Source organism: Rhodococcus sp. O3, from assembly GCF_048897285.1.
In the GTDB taxonomy this organism is placed as follows: domain Bacteria; phylum Actinomycetota; class Actinomycetes; order Mycobacteriales; family Mycobacteriaceae; genus Rhodococcus.
On the sequence record NZ_JBMBTE010000017.1, the window covers coordinates 21,652 to 48,050 of the forward strand.

A 26,399-nucleotide genomic window follows, 5' to 3' on the forward strand; every position below is an offset into this window, starting at 1 on the left:
CATCTCACCGGGTCGGGTCCCGCGATCGACGCGATTCATCTTGGAGGTTTGCATGAGCGGCACCGTGGTAGATGCTTTGACCTACTGGGCTCGGTCGAAGCCGGATCTGGCGGCGATCGACTTCGACGGCGACGTCGTCACCTACGCGGAATTGTCCACCTGGGCGGACGGGGTCGCGCACGACCTCGCGTCCCGCGGCGTGGTCCCCGGCGATCGGGTGAGTTTCCTCGGCGTCAACAGCCTCGAGTGGGCCGTGGCGTCGCTCGGCGCGATGAAGGTCGGTGCCATCTCCGTGGGGTTCAACCAGCGCATGCTGGCAGGTGAACTCACCACCCTCGTGGAGGACTGCGAGCCCACCGTCGTCTACTGCGACGAAGCGTTGCTGCCCCGCCTCGAAGAGGTGCAACAGGCGCGCAACACGTTCTCGATCGCGGTGTTCGAGAAGGATGTTCGTCCGTTGCGTGGGGGTGCATACGAGCGGTACCGCACGCCGGTCGTCGATCTCGATACCCCCACCGCCATCGTGTTCACCAGCGGCACCACCGGACGACCCAAGGGCGTGATCTTCACCCACGCCACGATCGCCGGCGAGATGCACGAGTGGTCGCTCATGGAACCCATCCAGCCCAACGGCCTGCGGCCGCTGCTGGTGCTGCCGCTCTTCACCGCCGCCGGGATCATCTGGGGCATTTCGCGCGTCGTCCTGCAGGGCGGAACCCTGTTCCTTCAGCCCGGATTCGATCCGGCGAAGGCGCTGAAGGTGTTGTCCGAGGACAAGGCCAACACCCTCACCGGGCCGCCCATCCTGTTCGAGCAGATCGCGAAGGTGCCCGGATTCGCCGAGGCCGACCTGAGTCACATGATCACCGCGCACGTCGGTGGCGCCCGGGTCCCGGTCGACCTGCTCGGCAAGTGGCAGGAGCAGGGGGTGGCGCTGCGGCAGATCTACGGTCAGACCGAGATCGGCGGTTCGGCGACGGCGATGCCCCGTGAGGAGGCTGCCGAGCATCCCGACAAGTGCGGCTGGGGCGGGATCTTCACGAAGATCCGGGTCGTCGACGCCGAAGGAAACGACCTCCCGCCCAACGAAACCGGGCAGATCCTGCTGCGCGGTCCGGGCATGATGCCGGGGTACTGGCGCAACGAGGAGGCCACCCGCGCCGCCCTCGTCGACGGCTGGCTCCAGACCGGCGACCTCGGCAAGCTCGACGAGAACGGCTACCTCACGTACGTCGATCGTCTCAAGGACATGATCATCTCCGGTGGTCTGAACATCTCACCCGCCGAGATCGAGTCCGTCATCAACCAGATCCCCGGTGTCGAAGAGGTCGCCGTGATCAGCGTTCCCGACGCCAAGTTCGGTGAGACGCCGGCCGCGCTGGTCAGGGCCACCACGGAGATGAAGGAATCCGAGGTCGTGGACTTCTGCAACGACCGGCTGGCCGACTACAAGGTGCCGCGCTACGTCGTGTTCCTGGACGAACCGCTGCCCCGGATGGCCAGCGGCAAGATTGCCAAGCGGCAGTTGCGCGACTCCTTCGCGGACGTGCCCGACAACTACGACAAGGTACGGTGAGCGAGTAGTGGATTCACAGAAAGTTGCCGTCGTCACCGGCGGAGGACGGGGTATCGGTGCTGCCGTCTCGCGACGCCTCGCCGCCGACGGATTCGCCGTTGCGGTCAACTATTCGCGCAGTGCGCGCGACGCCGAGGACGTCGTGGCGAAGATCGTCGCGGACGGCGGTCGGGCCGTGGCGATTCAGGCGGATATCTCCAAGGCTGCCGACGCCGAACGGCTCATCGCCGACGCGACCGCGCAGTTGGGTGCCCCGACCGTCCTCGTCAACAACGCGGGGATGAACAAGGCCGGTGCGGCCCGGAAGCAGAGCCCCGAGGAATTCGACGAGGTCGTCTCGGTGAATCTCAACGGGGCGTTCTACTGCACCCACTTCGCGCTTCCTGCCATGTACGAAGAGGGCTGGGGCCGAGTGGTTTTCGTCAACAGTCCGTCGGGTGGTCGTCGCCCCGCGCCCGGCATGAGCGCCTATTCCGCGGCGAAGGCCGGCCTCGTGGGCATGGCCAAGACGATGGCCCAGGAGGTGGCGCGGCGTGGCATCACGGTCAACTGTGTGATGCCCGGGTTCGTCGCGACCGACATCGTCTCGTCGGGCGGCGAAGCGGGTGTGGAAGCACTGACGAAGCACTGGCCGTCGATCCCGCCCGAGTCGATCGCCTCGACCGTGTCGTTCCTGGTGAGCGACAACGCCGCCGACGTCTCCGGCGAGGAGATCGGGGTGTGGCGGGGCGGCCCGGTAGGCGTCTGAAACTCGATCTGAAGCTCGAACCTACTGCGACCCATGCCGATTCGATCGGCATGGGTCGCACTTCTTTGTGTCGTCATGGAGCGGGCCGGCCCACGCCGGCGAGCCGACGCCGAAACGAGGACGGGCCCCGGTCATATCGACCGGGGCCCGTCTCGGACTCTGTGTTCTACGCAGGCACCGTTCTACGCCGGCACCGGAACCTCGACCTCGTCCCGGGACCGGACCGAGGACCGTCGGCTGCGGGACAGGACGGTGGCCGCGAAGCCGAGCAGCGAGACGACGCAGACCAGGAGGCTGAGCCAGACGGTGGTGTCGTCGAAGGCCAGCGCGACCGCGATGACCGGGACGACCGCCGCACCCAGCGCATTGCCGGCCTCACGGCCGAGACCGAGACCGCTGTAGGCGTGCTGGGTGTGGAACAGCTCGATGACGTAGGCGCCCATCGGGCCGAAGATGGCGGCGACGCCGATGCCGTTGCCGGCGGCCATGACCACCCAGTACAGCAGCGGGGGAGTGCCGACGCCCGACAGCAGCGAGATGCCGATCCAGGCGAACGCGGCGCTGTAGAGGAAGCCGAACATGATCACGGGCGCTCGCCCGACCCGGTCCGACAGGGACCCGAACATCGGGATCAGAGCGGCGTTCGTGAGCTGCGCGGCGATGAGACCGACGAGGACTTCGGTGCCGCCGTAGCCGAGTTGGTTCTTGCCGAAGGTGCCCATGAACACGATGTAGAAGTAACCGATGCCGGTCTGGCCGATGGTCATCACGAGCACGGTCAGCAGGGCGCGCGGCTGCTGCCGGATAACGTCGAGGAGCGGACGTTTCGAGACTGTGTCGCTCTCCTCGATCTCACGGAAGGCGGGTGTCTCGGGCAGGCTGCGGCGAAGCCACAGGCCGTAGGCGAGGATCACGACGCTGCACAGGAACGGGATGCGCCAACCCCACGCGAGGAAGTTCTCCTGGGACATCAGCGATGCCACCACGAGCAGCGAGAGCGTTCCGAGCACACCGCCGAGCGCCGCGCCCATACCGGGCAACGAGCCCATCAGGCCCTTCTTCTTCTCGGGTGAGAACTCGACGGCGACCAGGGCCGCACCGCCGTACTCACCGCTGGCGCCGATGCCCTGCAGGATTCGCAGGAACACCAGCAGAGCCGGTGCGATCCAGCCGATCTGGGCGTAGCTCGGCAGCAGACCGACGAGCAGGGTGGCGACACCCATCAGAACGAGGGTGAAGACGAGGATGCGCTTGCGACCGAGGCGGTCGCCGAGGCTGCCGAGGATCACTCCGCCCAACGGGCGGACGAGGAATCCGACGGCGAATGTGCCGACCGCCTGGAGCGTTCCCAGGAGGGGGCTCGAGCCGGCGAAGAACACGCTGGCGAAGACCACGGACGCTGCTGAGGCGTAGAGGCTGAAGTCGTAGTACTCGAGCAGAGTCCCGACGAATGCGGCGCGGCTCGCGCGTCGCGAGTCCGCGCGGGAGTGTCCAGGAGAGGTGCCTGCAGGGGAGTCTGCAGGCACAGTTGTACGTTCGGTCATGCGAAACCTCGCGTTGGGGGATGGTGGGCGAGAGGCCCGGATCGTGAAGTGACGCCGACCACATTAGCTACAGTCATTAGATTTGTCTATCGGGTGTGCTGCTCTCGCTCCGCGTGACCTCGACGTTGATTCCGGTGAGGTGTGACTGATTGCTGAGGATGTCGTACGCACCGATTCCGGTGGGGGAGAGGTTGTTCACGTTCACCCCCGGGTGACGCCGTGCCACGTCGAGGCTGCGAGCGGTGTGCTGGCCCCAGCCGTGCGTCATCGCCACCACGCCCGGTCGCAGCCCGTCGTCGTATTCCAGCACGGCGTAGATCGAGCCGTACCGGTTGCGGACGGTGACGTGATCGCCTTCGGCCAGATCGCGCGGTTCCGCATCCGTGGGGTTCATCCACAGCGGATTATTCTGGTGCACACCTTGTTTCAAGATCGAAAGGTTGTGAAGCCAGCTGTTCACCATGTACGGGGTGCGGCGGGTGGCGAGCTTGAGCTGGTCCGCGCTCTCGGCGCGCAGCTCCTCGAGGATGTTCTCGGCGGTGCGGTAGGCGCGCCGGAAAATAGTTGGGCAGCAATCGATCAGGCCGTCGTCGTGCTGGACCGCGATGGTGAACACGTGGGACGGCACCGCCTCGGGCAGCACCGCCGTCTGGCACGGCATCGATTGCAGGAGTTCGATGCTCAAACCGGCATCGCGCATCGCGGCATCGGCCGCGGCGAGAGGATCGGGATCCGGGGCGTCGAGCAGGGTCGCAACCCCCATCTCCTGCTGGATCCGCGACAGGATCCACCAGTCGTCGCGACGTTCACCCTTCGGCGGCACCACCGCGGGGGTGTACTGCACGTACGGCTCCAAGGCCACGCCCATCGTGTTGAGGAAGTTGACGTCCTCGTGCTCGAGCCAGTCGGTGGCAGGCAGAACGAAATCGGAGATCTCCCCGGTGACCGTGCGATACAGGTCGATGGTGACGATCAGCTCGACACTCGCCAGAGCCCGGCGGAGTTCTTGCTCGCCGCCCACCGACAACAGCGGGTTGCCGGAGATCACGATCAACGCCCGAATGGGATCGTCCGGATTCTCGATGTACTCCGCGAGCCGCGCCGCGGGAAGATCCCCGCCGACGGTGCGGGTCTCTCCGAGGCTGCTGGAGAAGAACGGATCCTCGCGCCTGCGCTTCGAGTTCTGCACGACGTCGGTCATGCCGCGCGAGTAGATGTTGCCGCCGCGCCTGCCGAGGTTGCCGGAGAACAGGCTGATCATGTTGAGCATCCAGTACGCCAGCGCGCCCTGGCGTCCCTGGTTCACGCCGGTCGCCATATAGATGCTCGCCGTGGGCGCGGCGCAGAAGTCGTCGGCGACCTGCCTGATGGTGCCGGCTTCGATGCCGGTCACCGCGGCCACCCGCTCGGCCGGATAGCGCCGCACGAATTCGAGCAGTCCGTCGACGTTGCGTGCGTGCTTCTCCACCTCGGTGCGGTCGTATCCGATCCGGAATACGATCTCGTGCAGCATCGCCGCGAGGAAGTAGAAATCGGTGTCCGGTTTGATCAACAGCACGTCGCCGGTGTCCGGTCCCGACGATTCGATCCGCCGCGGGTTGACGAAGAGCACGGTCCCACCCCGCCGTTTCACCGCCTTGATCTTCCCCATGGGGTCCGAGACGTGCATCAGCGTCATGTGCGAGACCTGAGGATTGCTGCCCAGGCAGAGGAAGTAGTCGGTGTGCAGCAGATCCGGGATCGGGTGGGCCATCGATGCCCCGTAGATCGCCTCGCTCGCAGCGTATTTCGCGGAGGTGTCCTGGGTGCCGGCGCTGAAGCGCATCCGGGTGTCGAATCCGCGTGCGAGCGCCGCGGCGTTGGCGTAGTAGGTGCCGTTGAACGCCGACGGGTTGCCCTGGTAGATCGCCAGTGCGTTGCGTCCGTGCCGCCGACGGATGTCGCCGAGGCGGGCGGCGATCTCGCCGACGGCATCGTCCCAGTCGACCGGTACGAAGTCGCCGGCCTCGGTCCTGCGTGGATTCGTGCGTCTGAGTGGCCGGTCGAGGCGGTTCGGATCGTCGTGCACCCGGAGATAGTGCACACCCTTGTGGCACGAGAAGCCCTTGTGGACGGGATGGTCCTGGTCCGGTTGCAACCGGACGACCCGATCGTCCTCGACCTCGGCGACGAGACCGCACCCCGGTTCACAGATGCGGCAGAAGGTGTGGACCCGGCGCGCGGTCATCCGGTCATCCCCCGACCGTCGCGGCGCGCGACGACGCCGCGAGGGCTTCCTCTCGATAGTTGGACGGCCACTTCTTGCCGAGGGTCAGGCCGCCGTCGACCCCGAGGGTCTGGCCCGTCACGAACTCGGCGTCGTCGGAGGCGAGGAACGCCGCGGCGTGGGCGAGGTCCTCGGGTTCGCCCGCGCGGGGGATGGGCTGGAAGTTCGTCAGGCTGCGCCGCACGGCCTCGACACTGCGATCGAGCGCGTCGTCCTCGAGTCCGGCGCCGTGGCCGACGATGCGGGTGGCGACGCCGCCGGGGACCAGAGCATTGACGCGGATCCGGAACTCGGCCAGCTCTACTGCTGCGGTTCGGGTCAGTTGCAGTACAGCGGCTTTCGCTGCGCTGTAGGGGTGCGGACCGAACCCGGTGCGGACGCCCGCGACGCTCGAGACGTTGATGATGCTGCCGGATCCCTGCTCGCGCATGACCCGCGCGGCGTGTTTGGTCCCGAGGAACACGCTGCGTGCCAGCACCGCGAATCCGTTCTCCCACTCCTCGAGCGTGGTGTCCTCGAGGAACGTCCACGCGCCCACGCGGCCCGCGTTGTTGACCATGCAGTCGAGCCGGCCGAACCGGTCGACTGCGAGCGCGACGGCGGCTTCCACCTCGGCTTCGTTGCGCACATCGGTGTGCAGGTAGACGCCGCGGTCGCCGAGTGCGGAGGCGACGGCCTCGCCGCGTGCGTCGTCGATGTCTGCGACGACCACGCGGGCCCCACGCTGGGCGAACGTGTGCGCAGTCGCCGCACCGATTCCGCTCGCAGCTCCGGTTACCACGGCCACCTTGCCGTCGAGGTTCGTCATGGGATTCCTTCGGTCGTCCGTACGCGGTTTCCTTGAGCTTTTAATCTAAAGCCATTAGTCTGCGTGTGTCGAGCACTCAGTCCCTTGGAGAGTCATATGTCCGATGTGAAACCGATCCTGACCGAGCGACCGCGGCCGGGTGTGCTCGTGATCCGGCTCAATCGCCCCGACGAGCTGAATGCCATGAACGTCGACCTCATCGACGCGTTGCACGAGGTGCTCGCCGAGGTTCGCGACGATTCGACCACCCGCGCGATCGTCCTCACCGGCGAAGGCCGAGCCTTCTGCGCCGGGCTGGACCTGCGCGGATACGGAACGCCGTCGGGCACCACGGAGGGTGAGGGGCGTGCGCAACTCGGATTGCGGGTGCAGAAGCACATCGCGGGTCTCGTCGACGACTTCCGCAGCGCGCGGCCGCCGGTCATCGCCGCGGTCAACGGGGCTGCGGCGGGCGGCGGCATGTCGCTCGCACTGATGGCCGACATTCGTATCGCGTCGGAATCCGCGGTGTTCCACGCCGCGTTCATCCGCCGCGGCCTGTCCAATTGCGATATCGGCATGAGCTGGCTTCTGCCCCGCATGATCGGGTTCTCCCGGGCCGCGCAGATCATGCTCACCGGCCGTTCGATCGACGCCGGCGAGGCCGAACGCATCGGCCTCGTCTCGTCCGTCGAACCTGCCGACGCACTGCTCGACGTCGCGTTGGACACCGCCGAGGCCATCGCGCAGAACAGCCCGTTCGGCGTGTGGATGACCAAGGAAGTCATGTGGTCGAACCTCGAGGTGCCCAGCATGCGTGCCGCGATCGACCTCGAGAACCGCACCCAGATCCTCAGCTCGCTGACCCGGGACCACAGGGAAGCCGTCGTCTCCTTCCTCGAGAAGCGTCCTCCCGAGTTCCGGAATCACTGACCATCGGCCGACGCCGGCTCGACCAGAACACACGTAGCAGAAGTAGCGAGGCAGCATGAGAGTAGGAATCGCCGCAGGTTATTGGGGGTCGGGCCCGCCGCGGCACGTCGAGCGGATGCTCGCCGAGGCCGAGGCGCTCGGGGTCGACAGTTTCTGGACCGCCGAAACGTACGGGTCCGACGCGCTGACGCCGCTGGCGTGGTGGGGCGCGCAGACATCGACGATCAAGTTGGGCACCTCGGTGTGCCAGATGTCCGCCCGCACACCGACGGCGCTGGCGATGGCTGCGCAGACCCTCGACCACCTCAGCGGCGGCCGCGTGATCATCGGTATCGGCGCCTCGGGACCGCAGGTCGTCGAAGGCTGGTACGGGCAGCCGTACCCGCGGCCCCTCGAACGCACCCGCGAATACATCGAGATCATGCGCCAGGTGTGGGCGCGGGACGAACCGGTGACCTACTCGGGACGGCACTATCAGCTTCCGCTGCAAGGCGGAACGGGACTGGGGAAGCCGCTCAAGTCGATCGTGCACCCGCTGCGCAACGACATACCCGTCTACATGGGCGCCGAGGGGCCGAAGAACGTGGCGCTGGCCGCCGAGATCGCCGACGGCTGGACACCGCTGTGGTTCTCGCCCAAGAGCGACGAGTTCTACCGCAAGGCACTCGCCGAGGGGTTCGCCCGGGAAGGCGCGCGCCGCACGGCCGACGACTTCGAGGTCGCGAACGTGTGCTGGCTCGTAGAGAACGACGACGTGGAGAAGGCCGCGGCCCGGCTCAAGCCGACGGTCGCCCTGTATGCGGGCGGCATGGGCGCCAAGGGTGCGAACTTCCACAACGACGTGTTCGCGCGCATGGGCTGGGGCGAGGTCTGTGCCGAGATCCAGGAGCTGTACCTGAGCGGGCGGGCCGATCTCGCCGCGCAGGCCGTGCCCACCGAGATGGTCGAGGACGTCGCGCTCGTCGGTCCCGCGGACAAGATCGTCGAAGAGATCGAAACCAAGTGGAAGCCGACGTGTCTCACCACCCTCATCCTCGGTGGGTGGCCGAAGCCGGAGAATCGTAAGCGCATTCTGGAGGCAGTGCAGTCGTGAGTCTGGATCCGAGAACCCCCGTCCTGGTCGGCGTCGGCCAGGTCAACGAGCGCGACGGTGGCATCGAACCCGTCGACCTGATGGTGCGTGCCGCCCGCGCGGCGGCCGACGATGCCGGTTCGGCGCGACTGCTCGAACTCGTCGATTCGGTCCGAGTGGTCGGGCTGCTGTCCTGGCGCTACCGCGATCCGGGTGCGCTCGTCGGGGAGCGCATCGGCGCGACCGTCCGGCACACCGGCTACTCGGGCAACGGCGGCAGCACACCGCAGGTGCTCGTCAACGGTGCCGCCGAGGACATCGCCGCGGGGCGAGCCGACGTCGTGCTCATCGGTGGTGCCGAATCCTGGCGCACCCGAACGAAGTTGCGCGCGCAGAAGCAGCGCCCGGAATGGACGGTGCAGGACGAGTCGGTGCCGGCCGCCGAGATCATGGTCACCGACGTGCCGATGGCCGACGAGAGCGAACGTCGGATCGGTCTGGACCGGCCGTCGTACGTCTATCCGCTGTTCGAGCAGGCGCTGCGCGTGTCGGCGGGGCGCTCGGTCGCGGAGCACCAGGACTTCATCGGCGGGTTGTGGTCGCGGTTCAGCAAGATCGCGGCGACGAACCCGAACGCCTGGGTGCAGCGCGAGTACACCGCCGCGGAGATCGCGACCCCGTCGCCCGACAACCGGATGATCTCCACGCCCTACACGAAGCTGCTGAACTCGAACAACATGGTCGATCAGAGCGCGGTGCTGCTGCTGTGCTCGGTGGAGACCGCCACCCGGCTCGGAATTTCGCAGGAGCGCTGGGTCTTTCCGCAGTCCGGCACCGAATCGCACGACACCTACGCGATCGCCGAACGCGGTGCGCTCGACCGGTCCCCGGCGATCCGCATCGCGGGCGCGCGGGCCCTCGAGCTCGCGGGGATCGGGCTCGACGACGTCGCGCACGTGGACGTGTACTCGTGCTTCCCCTCGGCGGTGCAGGTCGCGGCGAACGAACTCGGTCTCGCCCTGGACGACCCGGGTCGGCCCCTCACCGTGACCGGTGGCCTGACGTTCGGCGGCGGACCGTGGAACAACTACGTCAGCCACTCGATCGCGACGATGGCGGCGCGGCTGCGCGAGTCTCCCGGCTCGTACGGCCTGGTCACCGCCAACAGCGGGTACCTGACCAAGCACGCGATGGGCGTGTACCGGTCCGAACCACCGGCCGGCGGCTTCCGGCGTCTGGACGTGCAGGCCGAGGTCGACGCGCTCCCCACGACGAAGGCGCTGCTGTCCTGTGCGGGCACGGCGTCGGCGGAGTCGTGGACCGTGGTGTACGGCCGCGACGGCGCCCCGGAGCGCGGTTTCCTCGCAGCCCGCATCGCCGGTGGTGAGCGGACGCTCGCCGCGACCACGGACGCCGACGATCTCGCGCGCCTCGTCGAGGACGATGTCGCAGGCAGGCAGGTCGTCGTCTCGGAGGACGGGCAGTTCCGGTTCGCCCGACGTTGACGGCCTTTATCTAAAGACATAAGGTTAATGCCACTGACACGACGGTCTCGTGTCACGAAAGCGAGGAGTTCACAATGTCTGTCGAAGACTTCCGCGCCCTGTACGAACAGCACGTGGGCTACGTCGTCGCCGGAAACATGAAGGCCGCCCTGGCCGACATGGTGCAGGAGAACATTCCGCAGGTCTTCGACGGCGTCGACGCCCCGCGCGCGGCCGCCCAGGGTTTCGAGATCAAGGACGTGCGTGCCGAGGGCGACCTCATGGTGGGCGAGACCGTCTACGACATGGGCGACCGCTCGATCGGGCTGCGCTCCATCTGGGAACTCCGCGACGGACGGTGGCTGGCCGCGAAACTCGAGAACTTTCCGACAGGAACGGACGCGAACGCATGACGACGACCGAACCCTGGGGGCCCGCTCCCGACGGGCTCGACAAGCCCTACTGGGAAGGCCTCCTCGAAGGTGAACTGCGGCTGCAGCGCTGCACCGGGTGCAGCACCTGGATCTGGGGCCCGCAGGCCATCTGCGGCACCTGCCACAGCTTCGACATCGGCTGGGAGACAGTGGAACCCGTCGGTACCGTCTACAGCTGGAATCGCAGCTGGTACCCCTACATGGACGAATACGCCGACAAGCTTCCCTACGTGACGGTGCTCGTCGAACTGCCCCACGCCGGCGGCCGCCGGGTACTGGGCATCCTCACCGACGACATCGACACGAACCCCGAGATCGGCGACCGCGTCGTCGGGGTGTTCGAGCACACCGAGGGTGCGACCTGGCCGCTGCTGCGCTGGCGTCGCACCGGCACGACCGAAGAAGGAGAACAGCGATGAGCGCGGGCAACATGCGCGGGGCCGCTGCGGTCGTCGGCGTCGCCGAACAGCACTACCGCCGCGGCGAGGCACCGCACAGCGAGAAGCGGATGACCCTCGAGGTCATTCTCGAAGCGTGCGCCGACGCGGGCGTCAACCCCCGCGAGATCGACGGTTTCGTCTCCTACGCGGGCGGTCCGAACGACGGTGCGATCATCGGCGGCGCACTGCTGATCGACGAACTGCGCTGGTCGAACATGATGTGGGGCGGTGGCGGTGGCAGTGTCGCCGCCGCGATCACGAACGCGGCCGCCGCGATCGCCACCGGCCAGGCCGAGTGCGTCGTGGTATATCGCGCCATGTCGCAGGAGGATACGGGCCGTCTCGGGTATGCGAAATACCACTACGGAAGTCACTTCCTGGCCCACGGCATCGGCTCGCCCGCGCAGATCTGCGCCATGCGCACCCAGCGGATGCTCGAACACGGCGGCGTGCCGCGCAGCGCGATGCGCGCGCTCGTCCTTGCCGCGTACCAGCACGCGCAGAACAACCCGACCGCGCAGGGTTACGGCCGGCCCCTCGACGAGGACACCTACGAGAAGTCCCGGCTGATCGCCGAACCGTTCCACCTGTTCGACTGCTCGCGGGAAAGCGACGGCGCGGTCGCGCTGGTGCTCGTCTCCGCCGAACGCGCCAAGACCCTGCGCCCCGATCCGGCCTACCTGCTCGCCGGCGCTCAGGGCGCCCCCGGCGGCTTCTCCGAGCTGATCGACAACGACCTGGGCGAGCAGTACATGTCCGCCGGATTCGGGCCCGCCAACAACGGAAAACCCGGTGTCGCGCAACGGCTCTGGGCGGGAGCCGGATTGGGTCCCGACGACGTCGACGTCGTGCAGGTGTACGAGAACTTCAGCGGCCCCGCCGTGGCGGCGCTGATCGATCACGGCCTGTGCCCGCCGGGCGAAGCGGCCGGCACGTTCATGACGATCGAGAACCTCACCGCACCGGGCGGCAAACTCCCGATCAACACCAGCGGCGGCAACCTCGCCGACTCGTTCGTCAACGGCCTGAACCTCGCGGTCGAAGCGGTCCGCCAGATCCGCGGCACTTCGACCAACCCGGTGGCGAATGCGAAGACGTCGCTGTTCATCGGCGGCCCGATGGCGCCGCTCGTGAGTTCGGTGCTGTTCGGCCACGAAGACACGCTCTGACCGTCACCCCTGCGAAAGGCACGACATGAACGACCTGAACAGGAACGAACTGTTCATCGGCGGCCGGTGGGTGGCGCCGAAGTCCGGTGCCACCACCGACGTCATCGAGGCGGCGACCGAGAAGGTGCTCGGCACTTCGGCTCTCGCATCCGAGCCCGATATCGATGCGGCCGTTGCGTCGGCCCGCGCGGCGCTGACCGGCCCGTGGAGCACGCTCACCAACAGTGAGCGCGCCGACCTGCTCGACCGGTTCGCCGCCGCCCTCAAATCTCGTGGCCGGGACACGTCCCAGCTGGTGAGCCGGGAGAACGGCATGCCGATCGCTCTGTCGGGTGCTGTCAACGGTTTCGGTCCCGCCGCGATGATCTCGTACTACGCGGGGCTGATCCGCGATGCCGACAGCGAGGATGTGCGCCCGAGCGCCTTCGGTGGTCGCACTGTCGTGCGCCGCGAGCCGGTGGGTGTGGTCGCGGCTATCACCCCGTGGAACTATCCGCAGCCGCTGGCGGCGATGAAGCTCGCGCCGGCGCTCGCCGCGGGCTGCACGGTGGTCCTCAAGCCGGCACCCGAGACCGCGCTCGACGCGTTCGCCTTCGCCGACGCCGCCGTGGAGGCCGGGCTGCCCGAGGGCGTGCTCAACGTCGTCCCCGCCGGCCGGGAAGCCGGTGCCTACCTGGTCTCGCACCCCGGCGTCGACAAGGTGGCGTTCACCGGGTCCACGGCCGCGGGCCGCGCGATCGGCGAAGTCTGCGGCCGGCTGCTGCGCCCGGTCACCCTCGAACTGGGCGGCAAGTCCGCGGCGATCGTCACCGAGCAGGCCGACCTCGACGTGCTCGCGCAGAACCTGCTCGAGGTGTCGCTGGTGAACAACGGCCAGACCTGCCACGCGAGCACCCGGATCCTCGCGCCGCGCTCGCGGTACGCCGAGGTGGTCGAGGCGGTCACCGAGACGGTGCGGGCGCTGACCGTCGGCGATCCGCTCGACAAGGCGACGAACATCGGGCCGCTGGTGTCGGCGGCGCAGCGCGAGCGCGTGCTCGGCTACATCGAGGCCGGCCGCGCCGACGGCTACCGCATCACCACCGGTGGCGGGCGCCCCGCGTCGCAGTCCGTGGGCTGGTTCGTCGAGCCGACCGTGTTCACCGATGTCGACAACTCCGCGCGCATCGCGCAGGAGGAGATCTTCGGCCCGGTCCTGACCATCACCCCGTACGGCGACGAGGACGAAGCGGTGTCGATCGCCAACGACTCGGAATACGGCCTCGGCGGCACGGTCTGGACCACCGACGAACAGCACGGCCTCGACCTGGCCGCACGCATCCACAGCGGCACCGTCGGAGTCAACTACTACGCCCTGGATCTCGCGGCGCCGTTCGGCGGCGTCAAGTCGTCGGGGCTGGGCCGCGAGCTCGGACCCGAGGGACTGGCGCCGTACTTCAACGCGAAGTCGGTGTACTTCGGAACTCGCTGATGCGCGCGGGATCTCGCGGCAAGCACACACTTTGGAGCACATGATGGCACTTCCACTGCAGGGTGTCCGGGTACTGGAACTGACGGACGGATTCGGCGACGCCGCAGGCAGGTTTCTCGCCGACCTCGGGGCCGAGGTCGTCCGGGTCGAACTTCCCGGCGGATCGGCCGGGCGATCGGCGCAGCCGGTCCGGAACGGAGTGAGTGTTCCGTTCGCGCTGCGCAACGCGAACAAGCTCGGTGTCGTCCTCGACCTCGACGACGAACAGGACCGGGACCGGCTGCGCGCATTGGCACGGCGATCGGACATTCTCCTCGACTCGTTCGCGCCGGGCTTCCTGGCGGCGCGGGGCATCGGCGCCGAGGATCTGTGCCGGATCAATCCCGCGCTCGTGGCCGTGTCGATCACCGGTTTCGGGCAGGACGGTCCGTACCGCGACTGGGCGGCGACCGAGCAGGTTCTCTACGCGCTCAGCGGCGTGCTGTCGCGGTCCGGTGAACCGGGGGAGGAGCCGCTGCTGCCACCCAACGGCCTGATCGACGAGTCGGTGGCCGTGCACACGGCGTGGTCGGCTCTGCTCGCCTACTTCGACCGCCTGCACACCGGACGGGGGCAGACCGTCGACGTCTCGGCGTTCGAGGTCGTCACGCACGGCTTCGATCCCGGCTTCGGTGTGCAGGGGTCCGCTGCCGCCGGCCGCTCCGAGGACTTCCCGCGGGGCCGGCCCGACGCCGCCAACTTCTATCCGGTCTACCGGTGTGGCGACGGTCAGGTGCGCATCTGCCTGCTCGCCAAGCGCCAGTGGCGGGCGATGTTCGAATGGCTCGGTGAGCCCGAGGAATTCGCGGATCCGAAGTACGACACGATCCCCGCCCGGTTCGCCGCGTCCGATCGCCTCAACCCCCTCATCGAGCAGCTGTTCAGCACCTACACCCGCGACCAACTCGTCGCCGAAGGCGCTGCCCGCGGTATCCCGATCGGTGGGCTCAACACCGTCGCCGAGGTGCTGACGACCGAGCACTTCGACGCGTCCGGCACCTTCGTCGACACCGAGATCGCGCCCGGCCTGACCGCACGGGTTCCGTCCGGTTACGCGAAGATCAACGACGAGCGGGCCGGAATCCGCACTCGCGCACCGGAACCCGGTGAACACAACGAAAAGGTCTTCGGGGCCACCGACGATGCGCGTGACCCGATCCCCGCGCCGCGCCGCGAACCGGGCACACGCCCGTTCGAGGGCCTGCGGGTTCTCGACATGGGTGTCGTCGTGTTCGGCGCGGAACTCGGGCGTCAGTTCGCGGACAACGGCGCCGATGTCATCAAGATCGAGAACTCGAACTTCCCGGACGGCCTGCGCCAGTCCAAGCGCGGCGCCGCTCTGGCCGCGTCCGTGGCGTGGGGCCACCGCAACCGGCGCAGCCTCGGGCTGAACCTGCGCAGCCCCGAAGGCATCCGCATCTTCAAGAAGCTCGCCGCCGAGGCGGACCTCGTGCTCGCCAACTTCAAGCCCGGCACCCTCGCCGCGATGGGCCTGTCGTACGACGAGCTCGCCGCGATCAACCCGCGCATCATCGTCTCCGAGAGCAGCGCGTTCGGCAGCGTCGGACCGTGGAACAAGCGCCTCGGCTACGGGCCGCTGGTGCGGGCGGCCTGCGGTGTCTCGGCGCTCTGGCGGTACTCGGACGCCTCCGACGGGCTGTGCGACGGCTCCACCGTCTACCCCGATCACATCGCCGGACAGGTCGCCGCGACCACGATCCTCGCCGCGCTGATCAACCGGCTTCGTACCGGGCGCGGCGCCGCGATCGAGGTCGCGCAGGCCGATGTCGCGATCGTGCAGCTGGCCAATCAACTCGTCGCGGAGTACCTCGAGCCGGGATCGATTCACGCACCGGGCAATTCGGATCCGTACTCGGCGCCGTCCGGGGTGTACTCGTGCGCGGGTGACGACGAGTGGTGTGCCGTCACCGTCCGCGGTGACGAGGACTGGGTCCGGCTGTGCGAGGTCCTCGGACGGTCCGAGCTGGCCGACGACCCGCGTTTCGCGACCGCCGAGCGCAGGATCGAGAATCGGGCCGAGGTCGACGAGGTTCTCGCGCAGTGGATGGCGCTGCGCACGCCGACCGAGGCGATGGAGGCGTTGCAGGCAGTCGGCATCCCCGCTGGGGCGATGGTCCGGTTGCCGGAGTTGCTGACGAATCCGCAGCTCGTCGCCCGCGGTGCGTACACCGAACTCACCCACGAGTTGTTGCCGGCCTCGCTGCCGACGGCGAAGCAGGTGGCGCACTTCTCGGCGTTGCCGGCCTGGCCGCTGCGGCAGGCGCCGGCGCCCGGACAGCAGACGCGGGAGATCTGCGAGACCGTGCTCGGCCTGAGCACGCCCGAGATCGACGCGCTCGTGCGTGACAGGGTGCTGCAGCCCCCCGCCGACGATCCGGCGCTGTCGCCGGTTCCCTCCACAGTGTGACGCAAGCCCGAAGGTCCCCGGAGTTTTCCTCCGGGGACCTTCGTCGTTGCGGACCCGTCGGCGGCCCGGCGGATCTCAGCGCGTCGACGGCGTGAACGTGATCGGAAGCTTCGCGCAGCCCCGGACCTGTGACGAATGGAAGACGGCGGGATCACCCGGGACGAGGGCGTAGTCGGGAATCCTCGAGTGGATCTCTTCGAGGGCCAGCGTCAGCTCGAGCCGCGCGAGGTGGGAGCCGAGGCAGCGATGAGGACCGGCACCGAATCCGATGTGACGATTGGGATGTCTCTCGATGCGAAGCTCGTCCGGGCTGTCGAACTCGTCGTCGTCACGATTGGCGGCGGTCATCACCACCAGTAGTTGATCGCCGGCCTTGACGGAGACACCGCCGATCCGAACGTCGCGGGTTGCGCGCCGGCCGGCGCTCGTCGCGGTCTCGATGCGCAGAATCTCCTCCACCGCCGACGGGATCAGCGTCGGGTCGTCGACGATCGCCTCGCGCTGCTCGGGATTGCGCGACAGGTGGATCAGTCCCCACGCGAGAGCGCCTTGGACGGTATGCAGCCCCGCGACCAGAAGCAGGAAGAACATTCGGCACAGCTCCTCGTCGGAGAGTGGCCGGGGTGTGTCTTGGATGTCGAGAGGGGTGTTGATGATCTGCGCCGTGAGGGTTTCGGAACGGTCTTCGCCGGATCGGACCTGCGCAACGACCCGCCCGAAGTACTCGTAGATTTCGGCGGCGGCCTTCGCGCGGGCCGCGGCGGATTCCTCTTCGGTCGCACCGGGGATGCCTTGCAGCGTGATGTCCGTCCACTCCGTGAACTGCGGTGCGTCGCCCAATGGCCACCCCATGAGAGCAAGGAAGATTCGAGTCGGCAATTCGTGTGCGAACTCGGCGATGAACTCGCATTCGCCCTTGTGCGCGAACCGGTCGATCAGCTCGCTGATGATTCTTCGGATCTCGGGTTCGAGCGCCTTCATACGTTTGGGGCTGAACAGTGGCTGCAAGGCCTGCCGGTAGTAGCTGTGTTCGGGCGGGTCGAGTTCGAGCGGTAGGAATTTGCCCTGTGCGGCATTGAGTAGATTGTTCGGGAAGCTCGAGAACGTCTCTGCATCCTGGAGGATCTGGAGGGCTTCCTTGTACCTCGTGACGACCCAGTGCCCGCCGTGGTGTGGGGAATAGAGGATCGGACCCTGCCTGCGTAATGCGGCGACGCGTTCCTGAAAGACGTCGGTAGGCACGGCCAGGGACGGATCGTAGACATCGAAGTCGGTGATCAGGTGAGCGGGAATATCGGTCTGTGTCGTGATCATCGGTGATCCTTCGCGAGGGGAGTGGTCCGGGAGATCGCCTCGGTGAGGTGGCTTCCGGGGAGTCGGCCGAGGACGCGCGGTGACAAGTGCGGGAGCTGCCATGAAAGGGGAATTGCCTTGGGAAGAAGAGCGATTCCCCTGGGAAGAAAGTAGATCAGCGATTTCCCGCTGGTCAACAGTGTAGATGTCTCGGGTCCGCGATTTCCTGGATTCTGCCGAACCGCTCGCTCCGCTTGACCGATTAACCGATAGCATTTAGATTGAGTGATGTGATCTGAAGCACTCCGATGTGTGCGGGTCGCGTAGCGCACGAGATGTGCGGTGGTGCTTCTTGTGTGTTCGACCGGGTTGAAACCCGTTGTAGGACAGTTCATGTGCCCGCGTTGGCGGCACGGACCCGATATCGACCCGAGTTCCCTTCGGCGCAGCTGCTTTTCGAGAATCTGCGCCGCTACAGAGTTGTCTCCCGGAGGTCGGAGATGAGTTTTCGACGTGTGATCGCAATGGAGCGGAACGGTGCGGCGGTGCTCGTGGCCGACGAGAAGATCGACAGGATCCACGCCGCCGGCATCGACCCGATCTGGCGCACCGAAGGCATTCCCGAGGTTCCTGATCCCGGTGCGATACCGGACACCGTCGGGTTTCCGGATCCCGGTGGAGTGTGGGTGATCGGCTGGGTCCTCGAACCCGGGCGCATCGGCGACAACGACAACGGAATCGTCGTCATGGACGACGACGCACCGGGTTTTCACCGCACCGATTCCGTTGACGTCCATGTGCTTCTGGAAGGTTCGCTCGTCCTCGAGCTCGACGACGGCGTGGAGGTCGAATTGAATGCCGGCGACACGGTGGTCGTCAACGGCAACAAACATCGATGGCACAACCGCGGTGAACGGACGGCCCGGGCCATCGTCACCATCTGCGGCGCATCACGCAACTATCGACAGGAGACCTGACATGAATTCGACAAATGCGAAGGCTGCGCCACTGAAGTGTGGAGTGTTCCTTCCGCCGTATCACAACCCTCGGCGTAACCCTACGATGGCGATCGAACAGGACCTCTGCCACGTCGAGGAGCTTGATCGACTCGGATACGACCAGGTGTGGTTCGGGGAGCATCACAGCGGCGGATACGAGGTCGGACCGTCCCCGGAACTGATGATCGCGGCGGCCGCGCAGCGAACGTCGCGCATCGAGCTGTGCAGCGGCGTCATCTCCCTTCCCTACCACCATCCGCTGATGGTTGCCGATCGAATCACCTTTTTGGACCACATGACTCGTGGCCGAATCCGCATCGGGGTCGGGCCCGGCGCGCTGGTGGCGGACTCGCAGATGATGGGTATGGACTACAACCTCCTGCGGCCGCGGATGGAAGAAGCCCTCGACGCCATCCTCGAACTGCTCACCACGCCCGGTCCGATCGACAGGAAGACGGAATGGTTCTCGCTCGAGGATGCCCGGGTCCAGCTGGGCCCCTACTCGTATCCCGGCGTCCCGATCACCGTCGCAGCGGCGATGTCGCCGTCGGGCCCGAAGCTCGCCGGAAAGTACGGGCTCGGTCTGCTGTCCATCGGTGGAACCGGTGCGAAATCGGTCGAATTGCTCGCGCAGACTTGGGATATCACCACCCGTGAGGCGAACGAGCACGGGCAGACGGTGAATCGGAAGGATTGGGCGGTCGTCGGCAACATCCATATCGCCGATACCTTCGAACAGGCAGTAGAGGACACCCGATACGGGTTGCGCGACTTCATGGACTACCGCCACGTCGTCACCCCGATGAAGATGATCGAACCCGGCGAGGAGGTCGCACACGAGGAACTCGTCCGGCGCGTCAACGAGTCAGGCTACGGCTGCATCGGCGACGCGAACGACGCCATCGCCTACATCCGCAAGATCATCGACCGCACAGGTGGTTTCGGCACCTTCCTTGCGACGGCGCACGATTGGGCGGAAACCGAGGCGACCTCGCGCATGTACCGCATCCTCATGCGAGATGTCATGCCGCACTTCAGGGGAACGTGCGAGCCGCTCCTGAACTCGTACCACTGGACGCAGGCGCGCAAAGATGGCTTCAGCGAGCGTTTCGCGACCGGCATCAGCCAGGCGACGCAGGACTACGAGCGCGCGAAGAGCACCCGCTAGCCGGTCCGGAAGTTCCCACACCGAACCCATGTTTCGACACCAGGAGAATCGATGACGTCACTCGACGGAAAAGTAGCTGTGATCACCGGTGGGGCACGAGGCCAGGGACGTTCCCACGCGCTCACCCTTGCAGCCGCGGGCGCGAAGATCGTCGTGTGCGACGTCGCCGCACCGATCGAGGAGGTGCAGTACGCACTCGCGACCCCGGAGGATCTCGAGGAGACGATCCGGTTGGTCAAGGAAGCCGGGGGCGAGATCGCCGGCATGCAGGCCGATGTCCGGAGCAGTGCGGATATGAAGGCGGTTGCGGAGTTGGCCGTGTCGCAGTTCGGCCGGATCGACATTCTGCTGGCCAACGCGGGTATTCACGATCATGCCGAGTCGACGATCGAGATCGACGACGACGCGTGGCAGACGATGCTCGACGTCAACCTCACCGGCGCGTGGAAGGCCTGCAAGGCCGTCGTGCCCGTGATGATCGAGGGTGGTCGGGGTGGATCGATCGTGATCACCTCGTCGGTGGACGGATTGGGTGCTTCACCGTCGTGGGGTCACTACGGTGCCGCGAAGCACGGTCTTCAGGGCCTGAAGGACACCCTCGCGTTCGAGCTCGCCGACCACAACATCCGGGTCAACACGGTCAACCCGACCGGAGTCGACTCGCCCATGGCGACCGGCCTGTCGAAGGTGCTGCCGCACGTGGTGCGCAAGTGGAAGCACAACGACCGAACGAACCTGCTCGACGTCATGATGCTCGAACCCCAGGACATCTCGGATGCGGTGCTGTGGCTCGTGTCCGATGCCGCGAAGTATGTCACCGGGATCGACCTGCCGATCGATGCGGGATACCTGACCAAGCACTGACCGGACGTGACCTGCCCCAGCGGCAGAAGCAGACGTGCCATTTCACGAGAGCGGAGCGATTTCGATGACCCCGAGTGGCAGCGTGACCCGCGAGTTCCCGGCCACGGAGCTGGTCGGTCCGTACGCGGACGGCCTCGACCTGCCCTACTGGGAGGGGCTGCGGGCAGGGGAGCTGCGATTGCAGCGATGCGCCGCGTGTGACCTCTGGATCTGGGGCCCGCGCTGGATGTGCGGGCGGTGCAGTACGTTCGACCCGGACTGGGTCGCGGTGGAACCGCATGGGCGGGTCTTCTCGTGGTCGCGGACCTGGCATCCGTTCGTCCCCGAACTGGCCGGCGACCTGCCGTACATCACCGCCCTCGTCGAACTGCCCCATGCCGGAGGGCGACGCGTTCTCGGTCTGCTGGCGGAGAGCGGCGACACCGGAATCGCCATCGGCGACCACGTCACGGGCGTCATCGCGCAGCCGTCCGACGCGCCCTGGCCGCTGCTCCGCTGGCGCCGCGTGAGCGCATCGTCCGAGCCGGGGAAGGAAGCACAGCGATGACCGATACATTTCTCCGTGGTGCGGCGGCAGTAGTGGGCGTCAGCGAATTCCACTACAAGCGAGGGGAATCGCCCGACGGTGAGCTTCGGATGACACTGCGGGCCATCGTCGAAGCAGCTGCCGATGCCGGTGTTTCCCCACGCGATATCGACGGATTCGTCTCGTACGGCGGCGGCGAGAACGACGGGACCGTCGTGGGTGCCTCGCTGATGTCCCATCGGATCCGATGGTCCAACATGATCTGGGGTGGTGGCGGCGGTGGCGCCGCCGCGGCGATCACCAACGCGGCGGTCGCCATCGCAGCGGGTCAGGCACAGTGTGTTGTCGTTTATCGTGCTATGGCACAACATGATTCCGGAAGGCTCGGATACGCAAGGCATCATTTCGACGGTCACATGCTCCCGCACGGGGTGGGATCACCGGCCCAGGCCTGTGCGCTGCGAACTCGGCGGATGCTCGACCACGACGGTGTTCCCGAATCTGCTGTGAGGGCGTTGGTTCTCGCCGACTACTTCCACGCGCAGCAGAATCCGGATGCCGCGGCGTTCGGCCGCCCGCTCGACGAGCCGGCCTACGAAGCGTCCCGGATGATCGTCGAGCCGTACCGTCTCTACGACTGCTCGCGTGAGAACGACGGAGCCGTAGCGCTGATTCTGGTCGCCGCAGACCGCGCCGAGAAGCTTCATCCGAACCCCGCCTACGTACTGGCCGGGGCTCAGGGTGCGATGGGTGGGTACGCCACCGACACGGAGAACGATCCCGACTACAGCTCGGCCGGCTTCTCCGGATCCTCCGGCGTCGCCGAATCCCTCTGGAAAAATGCTGGACTCGGCCCCGACCAGGTCGACGTGGCCCAGGTCTACGAGAACTTCAGCGGTTCCGGAGTGGCCGCACTGATCGATCACTCGCTGTGCCCGCCCGGAGCCGAGGCAGGCAAGGTGATGACCGTCGAGAACCTGACGGCCCCGCACGGGCTTCTCCCGGTGAACACCAGCGGTGGCAACCTCGCGGATTCGTTCGTGAACGGAATGGGGCTGGCTGTGGAGGCCGTCCGCCAGGTGCGTGGCACCTCCACCAACCAGGTGCCCGACGCGAAGGTCTCCCTGTTCATCGGCGGGCCGATGGCCGCCCTCTCGAGTTCGATCCTTCTCTGCACGCGTGACGTGCTGTGAGTGGAGAGGAAGCAGAATGAGTATCGACGCCGGTATCGGTGGTCTGTCGATCGCCGAGCGCATCGTCGGGGCCTGGGAACTCGTCGAGTACTCGACGACCTCCGACGACGGGAAGGTCGACCACCCGCTGGGAGCCGACGCTCGCGGTCTGATCGTCTACTCGGCGGACGGATTCATGTCGGCACAGATCATGCGTCCCGGCCGCACCCCGTACCGGTCGCGCAACGTACACAGCGGTGAGACGAGCGAGCGAGGTGAGGCTGCCGGCGGGTACCTGGCGTACTCGGGCCCCTATCACGTCGACGAGGACAACGCCGCGGTCTGGCATGAGATGGCGGTATCGCTGTACCCGAACTGGATCGGCGACAACCAGAAGCGAGATGTGCGCTTCGACGGCGATCTGATGACGCTGTCCTCGGATCCGCTCGTGTTCCGGACCGTCACGTTGTTTCCGGCGTTGGTCTGGCGCCGCGTAGCGCCTCGGATGGGACGGGCGGAGCCGTTGCTGCGGGCTGGTACGAGTCCGGCGCCATGATGCAGACGACCCCGACGCAACGGCGCCGGACGGATGCTTCCGATTCGTTGTTCGATCGAAGGTGGGAACAGTGGGACGACCGACAAAACCCCTGATCAGTCGGAGTTCGGCGGTCGCAGCCAGTATCGAGATCATCGACACCGAAGGAATGGACGCGTTCAGTCTGCCCCGCGTCGCCAAGCAGCTGAATGTGAGGACCTCGTCGCTGTACCACCACTTCGCCGATCGTCGTGAACTCATGACGGAGGTGGCGAAGAAGCTGATGACGGAAGCGGTTCTCCCCGAACGTCCGCCGGGCACCCACTGGGTGGAGTGGTTCGTCGATCTCAGTCTCAACTACCGCGACGCGATCCTCCGGCATCCCAATGCGGCACTGGTCCTGGTGCAGTTTCTTCCGCGGGACATCCTCACCGGCACCTACGAGAAGTGTGCCCGGATCCTCGAGGAAGGGGGCGTCCCTGCGTCCCTGCATGTGGTGATCCTGGACGGGCTGGAGAAGATCTCTCTCGCAACCACGCTCGGCGACCTCATGCGCGACCCGGTCGGCAGCAGGGAGGTATTTCCGAACGTCGACGAGCGCAGGCACCCCACGCTCACCCGTGCGCTGGACGCCAACGGCTGGTCGTCACGAGAGCTCTTCGTCGTGACGATCCGTGGGTTTCTCGCCGGCGTCACGAACGGAGCCGACCCCTACCCGGGAACCCGAATCGAACTACCCGGCCAAATTCGAACTACCGACGGAGCGGAGTAGACCGTTATGACACTCGACCTGTATGTGGACGGCGCATGGATCGCGTCGGCGAACGACGAACGTATCGACGTGGTGAATCCGACCACGGAAGCGCGGATCGGGAGCGTTCCCGCGGGATCCGCGCAGGACGTCGATCGCGCGGTGGCGGCGGCGCGGCGAGCCTTGGTGCAGTGGTCGCAGACGGCCCCGAGCGACCGGGCGGAGCTCGTCTCGCGTCTGGCCGACGAACTCGAGCGGCGGCAGGACGAGATCACGGACATCGTCGTGGCAGAGGTCGGCACCCCGCGCCGGGTCGCTCGGTGGGCTCAGGTCGGACTGGGCATCATCGACCTGCGCGAGGCGGTGTCCGCCGCCGCCGACTTCCCATGGGAAGCGCCGCTGCGCAACTCGTTGATCGTGCGGGAGCCGGTCGGCGTGATCGGGTGCATCACCCCCTGGAACTACCCGCTGCACCAGATCACCGCCAAGATCGGCGCCGCGCTGGTGACCGGGTGCACGGTGGTCGTCAAGGCCAGTGAGGTGGCCCCGTTCACCGCCTGTGCTCTTGCGGAAGCGGTCGCCGCAGTCGGAATCCCGCCCGGGGTGTTCAATCTCGTGCACGGGTACGGACCCATCGTCGGCGAAGCCATCGCCGTTCACCCGGACATCGACATGGTCAGCTTCACCGGATCCAACGAGGTCGGCAAGCGAGTCCTCGAACGGGCCGCCGGAACCGTGAAGCGAGTATCGGTCGAACTGGGCGGAAAGAGCGCGGCCGTGCTGCTCGACGACCTGAACGACGAGGAGTTCGCGCAGGCGGTGTCCCACACGGTGCGCGCCTGCTTCATGAACGGCGGACAGTCCTGCAACGCGCAGACCCGGATGGTCGTCCCGCGCTCTCGCCTGGCAGCGGCCGAGAAACTCGCGGCGCAGGCGGTTGCCTCGTACCTGCCCGGCGACCCGACCGACGGCGACACCAAGCTCGGACCGATGGTCACCGCAGCCCAGCGTGAGCGGGTCCTCGGCTACATCCGATCCGGCATCAAGGAAGGCGCACGACTGGTCGTCGGGTCGGTCGATGCGCCCGTCGGCACCGGATTCTTCGTGGAACCGACCGTGTTCTCCGACGTGGACCCGGAATCCACGATCGCACAGGAGGAGATCTTCGGACCGGTGCTGTCGATCATCGCCTGCGACACGATCGAGCAGGCCGTCGAGATTGCGAACGGCACGATCTACGGGATCGCCGGTGCCGTGTGGTCCGGCGACCTCGAGCGTGCGAAGTCGGTGGCCCGCAGGTTGCGTGCGACCCAGATCGAGGTCAACGGCGGAAAGTTCAACGGCGCAGCGCCGTTCGGTGGTTTCAAGCAATCCGGACACGGGCGTGAGGGCGGGGTGTTCGGCCTCGAGGAATTCACCGAGATCAAGAGCCTGCAGCTTCCGTGACGTTCGTACGGCACCCCGCAGAGGCCCCGCGAAGGAGTGAGCACCATGGTCTACACCGACCTGCCCTACGACGAGACGACGAAAGCGGGCTTCGCCCGCGCGATGTTCGACCACCTCGACAACGGCACCACCGACATGGCGCCGGGGATCCTCGAGATCGATCCCCGCATCTACACCGATCCGGAACTCGCGGCCCGGGAACGCAGTGAACTGTTCGGGCACATTCCGATCATCGCGGCGCACAGCACCGAACTGCCCGGCAGGAACGACTTCGTGACCGTCCAGCTGCCGAACAACGAGGTCGTTCTCGTCCGCCAGGCAGACGGAAGCGTGCGCGGATTCGTGAACACCTGCCGGCATCGAGGAGCCAGGCTGGTTCCGGACGAAAAGGGTTCGAAGCGAACGTTTTCCTGTCGGTACCACGGTTGGGCATACGGGGCCGACGGCGGTCTGCGATCGATCGCGGACGAGTCGACGTTCGGGATGGTGGACCGCAGCTGCATGGGCCTGCTGGAGGTCCCGGTCGAGGAGCGGCACGGGTTCGTCTGGGTCGTCGACTCGGCAGCGGACGGCCGCAAGATCGATATCGAAGCGTGGCTCGGGCAGGAGTTCGACGACTCGCTCGCCGCCATGGAAATGGACGAGTACACCTGCTACACCGTCGGGAACTTCGACGTGGACATCAATTGGAAGGTCCTGATGGACGCCTTCCTCGACGGCTACCACATCACCTCGACCCACGCCGGAACGGTCGCCCCGTACTTCTACAACAACGCCCAGTCATGGCAGCCGATGGGCAGGCACGGGCGAATGGTGACGGCACGCAAGAGCATCGACTCGGTTCGCGGCGGGGCACCCGCAGAGGTGCCGATCGATCGGCACATCACCGTGGCGCACTTCCTGATGCCGAACATGTCGGTGCTGCGTCAGCCCGACCATCTGGAAGTGCTGAACTTCGTCCCGGCTCCGGGCACCGCTGTCGGGACACGGATGCAGATCCGTCTCCTGACTCGGGAACCGGCCGTGACGGACGAGCAGAAGGCGCGGTGGGACAAGAACTGGAACATCCTCATGGCGGTGCTTCGTGACGAGGACCTCGTCGTCAACGAAGGACTCCAGAGGGCCGTGTCGAACACGGACCTTGGACCACTGCTCTTCGGGCGCAACGAGATTGCAAACCAGCATTTCCATCGGTGGATGGCACGTGCATTCGCGGATCCACAGAAGTGGGGATGAGAGTCGGGTTTCCGGCAGG

The 26,399-nt window shown here is 66.7% G+C and carries 23 protein-coding genes; 19 read left to right on the forward strand and 4 right to left on the reverse strand.

Annotated elements, in window-relative coordinates; all coding sequences use genetic code 11:
- The first annotated feature begins 52 nt into the window (after positions 1-52).
- Complete coding sequence (locus tag ACN675_RS07815) at positions 53-1,576, forward strand: class I adenylate-forming enzyme family protein (RefSeq protein WP_420750311.1); 1,524 nt, start codon at positions 53-55, stop codon at positions 1,574-1,576.
- Between the two features lie 7 nt (positions 1,577-1,583).
- Positions 1,584-2,324, forward strand: coding sequence for an SDR family oxidoreductase (locus ACN675_RS07820; RefSeq protein ID WP_197251413.1), 741 nt, complete (start codon positions 1,584-1,586; stop codon positions 2,322-2,324).
- Positions 2,325-2,506: 182 nt separating this feature from the next.
- Here the strand turns inward: ACN675_RS07820 and ACN675_RS07825 are convergent, their stop codons facing one another.
- The 3 genes from ACN675_RS07825 to ACN675_RS07835 form a co-directional block, all read right to left on the reverse strand.
- A complete protein-coding gene (locus tag ACN675_RS07825; RefSeq protein WP_420750312.1) occupies positions 2,507-3,868 on the reverse strand; it encodes an MFS transporter in 1,362 nt (453 codons plus the stop codon).
- 76 nt (positions 3,869-3,944) lie between these two features.
- The gene (locus ACN675_RS07830) at positions 3,945-6,095 is read right to left on the reverse strand and encodes a molybdopterin-containing oxidoreductase family protein (protein WP_420750313.1); all 2,151 of its coding nucleotides are present in this window, start codon (positions 6,093-6,095) and stop codon (positions 3,945-3,947) included.
- Positions 6,096-6,099: 4 nt separating this feature from the next.
- Positions 6,100-6,942, reverse strand: a complete 843-nt coding sequence (locus ACN675_RS07835) for a glucose 1-dehydrogenase (protein WP_197251411.1) — start codon at positions 6,940-6,942, stop codon at positions 6,100-6,102.
- 96 nt (positions 6,943-7,038) lie between these two features.
- Here ACN675_RS07835 and ACN675_RS07840 point away from each other — a divergent pair, with 96 nt between their 5' ends.
- The 8 genes from ACN675_RS07840 (at position 7,039) to ACN675_RS07875 (ending at position 16,391) form a co-directional block, all read left to right on the forward strand.
- Positions 7,039-7,854: an enoyl-CoA hydratase/isomerase family protein gene (locus ACN675_RS07840; RefSeq protein WP_248675086.1), complete on the forward strand. Its 816-nt coding sequence runs from the start codon at positions 7,039-7,041 to the stop codon at positions 7,852-7,854.
- 55 nt (positions 7,855-7,909) lie between these two features.
- The gene (locus tag ACN675_RS07845; RefSeq protein WP_420750314.1) at positions 7,910-8,947 is read left to right on the forward strand and encodes an LLM class F420-dependent oxidoreductase; all 1,038 of its coding nucleotides are present in this window, start codon (positions 7,910-7,912) and stop codon (positions 8,945-8,947) included.
- Positions 8,944-10,431, forward strand: coding sequence for an acetyl-CoA acetyltransferase (locus ACN675_RS07850; protein WP_420750315.1), 1,488 nt, complete (start codon positions 8,944-8,946; stop codon positions 10,429-10,431). Before ACN675_RS07845 ends, ACN675_RS07850 begins: the two co-directional genes overlap by 4 nt.
- A 74-nt stretch (positions 10,432-10,505) precedes the next feature.
- Positions 10,506-10,823, forward strand: coding sequence for a hypothetical protein (locus ACN675_RS07855; protein WP_197251407.1), 318 nt, complete (start codon positions 10,506-10,508; stop codon positions 10,821-10,823).
- Positions 10,820-11,263: a Zn-ribbon domain-containing OB-fold protein gene (locus tag ACN675_RS07860; protein WP_420750316.1), complete on the forward strand. Its 444-nt coding sequence runs from the start codon at positions 10,820-10,822 to the stop codon at positions 11,261-11,263. Before ACN675_RS07855 ends, ACN675_RS07860 begins: the two co-directional genes overlap by 4 nt.
- Entirely contained in the window at positions 11,260-12,453 is a 1,194-nt protein-coding gene (locus ACN675_RS07865; protein WP_420750317.1) for a thiolase C-terminal domain-containing protein, read from the forward strand. The genes ACN675_RS07860 and ACN675_RS07865 overlap by 4 nt, the downstream gene beginning before the upstream one ends.
- Before the next feature lie 25 nt (positions 12,454-12,478).
- Positions 12,479-13,924 (forward strand): aldehyde dehydrogenase, encoded by a 1,446-nt coding sequence (locus tag ACN675_RS07870; protein WP_420750318.1) that lies wholly within the window; start codon positions 12,479-12,481, stop codon positions 13,922-13,924.
- Positions 13,925-13,964: 40 nt separating this feature from the next.
- Complete coding sequence (locus tag ACN675_RS07875; protein WP_420750319.1) at positions 13,965-16,391, forward strand: CaiB/BaiF CoA transferase family protein; 2,427 nt, start codon at positions 13,965-13,967, stop codon at positions 16,389-16,391.
- A gap of 75 nt (positions 16,392-16,466) precedes the next feature.
- Here the strand turns inward: ACN675_RS07875 and ACN675_RS07880 are convergent, their stop codons facing one another.
- Positions 16,467-17,705, reverse strand: coding sequence for a cytochrome P450 (locus ACN675_RS07880; protein ID WP_420750320.1), 1,239 nt, complete (start codon positions 17,703-17,705; stop codon positions 16,467-16,469).
- A gap of 479 nt (positions 17,706-18,184) precedes the next feature.
- On the opposite strand from ACN675_RS07880, the gene ACN675_RS07885 reads away from it, so the two are divergent.
- The 9 genes from ACN675_RS07885 (at position 18,185) to ACN675_RS07925 (ending at position 26,380) form a co-directional block, all read left to right on the forward strand.
- Positions 18,185-18,661: a cupin domain-containing protein gene (locus ACN675_RS07885; RefSeq protein ID WP_197251403.1), complete on the forward strand. Its 477-nt coding sequence runs from the start codon at positions 18,185-18,187 to the stop codon at positions 18,659-18,661.
- A 1-nt stretch (position 18,662) separates the two neighbouring features.
- Positions 18,663-19,850 (forward strand): LLM class flavin-dependent oxidoreductase, encoded by a 1,188-nt coding sequence (locus ACN675_RS07890; protein WP_420750321.1) that lies wholly within the window; start codon positions 18,663-18,665, stop codon positions 19,848-19,850.
- 51 nt (positions 19,851-19,901) lie between these two features.
- Positions 19,902-20,714, forward strand: coding sequence for a mycofactocin-coupled SDR family oxidoreductase (locus ACN675_RS07895; RefSeq protein WP_420750322.1), 813 nt, complete (start codon positions 19,902-19,904; stop codon positions 20,712-20,714).
- A gap of 64 nt (positions 20,715-20,778) precedes the next feature.
- A complete protein-coding gene (locus ACN675_RS07900; protein WP_420750323.1) occupies positions 20,779-21,261 on the forward strand; it encodes a Zn-ribbon domain-containing OB-fold protein in 483 nt (160 codons plus the stop codon).
- Positions 21,258-22,433, forward strand: a complete 1,176-nt coding sequence (locus ACN675_RS07905) for a thiolase C-terminal domain-containing protein (protein WP_420750324.1) — start codon at positions 21,258-21,260, stop codon at positions 22,431-22,433. Before ACN675_RS07900 ends, ACN675_RS07905 begins: the two co-directional genes overlap by 4 nt.
- A 16-nt stretch (positions 22,434-22,449) precedes the next feature.
- Complete coding sequence (locus ACN675_RS07910; RefSeq protein ID WP_420750325.1) at positions 22,450-22,968, forward strand: lipocalin-like domain-containing protein; 519 nt, start codon at positions 22,450-22,452, stop codon at positions 22,966-22,968.
- Positions 22,969-23,038: 70 nt separating this feature from the next.
- Complete coding sequence (locus tag ACN675_RS07915; RefSeq protein ID WP_420750326.1) at positions 23,039-23,719, forward strand: TetR/AcrR family transcriptional regulator; 681 nt, start codon at positions 23,039-23,041, stop codon at positions 23,717-23,719.
- A gap of 6 nt (positions 23,720-23,725) precedes the next feature.
- Positions 23,726-25,144: an aldehyde dehydrogenase family protein gene (locus tag ACN675_RS07920; RefSeq protein WP_420750327.1), complete on the forward strand. Its 1,419-nt coding sequence runs from the start codon at positions 23,726-23,728 to the stop codon at positions 25,142-25,144.
- A 45-nt stretch (positions 25,145-25,189) separates the two neighbouring features.
- Complete coding sequence (locus ACN675_RS07925) at positions 25,190-26,380, forward strand: aromatic ring-hydroxylating oxygenase subunit alpha (protein ID WP_420750328.1); 1,191 nt, start codon at positions 25,190-25,192, stop codon at positions 26,378-26,380.
- Positions 26,381-26,399: the final 19 nt, after the last annotated feature.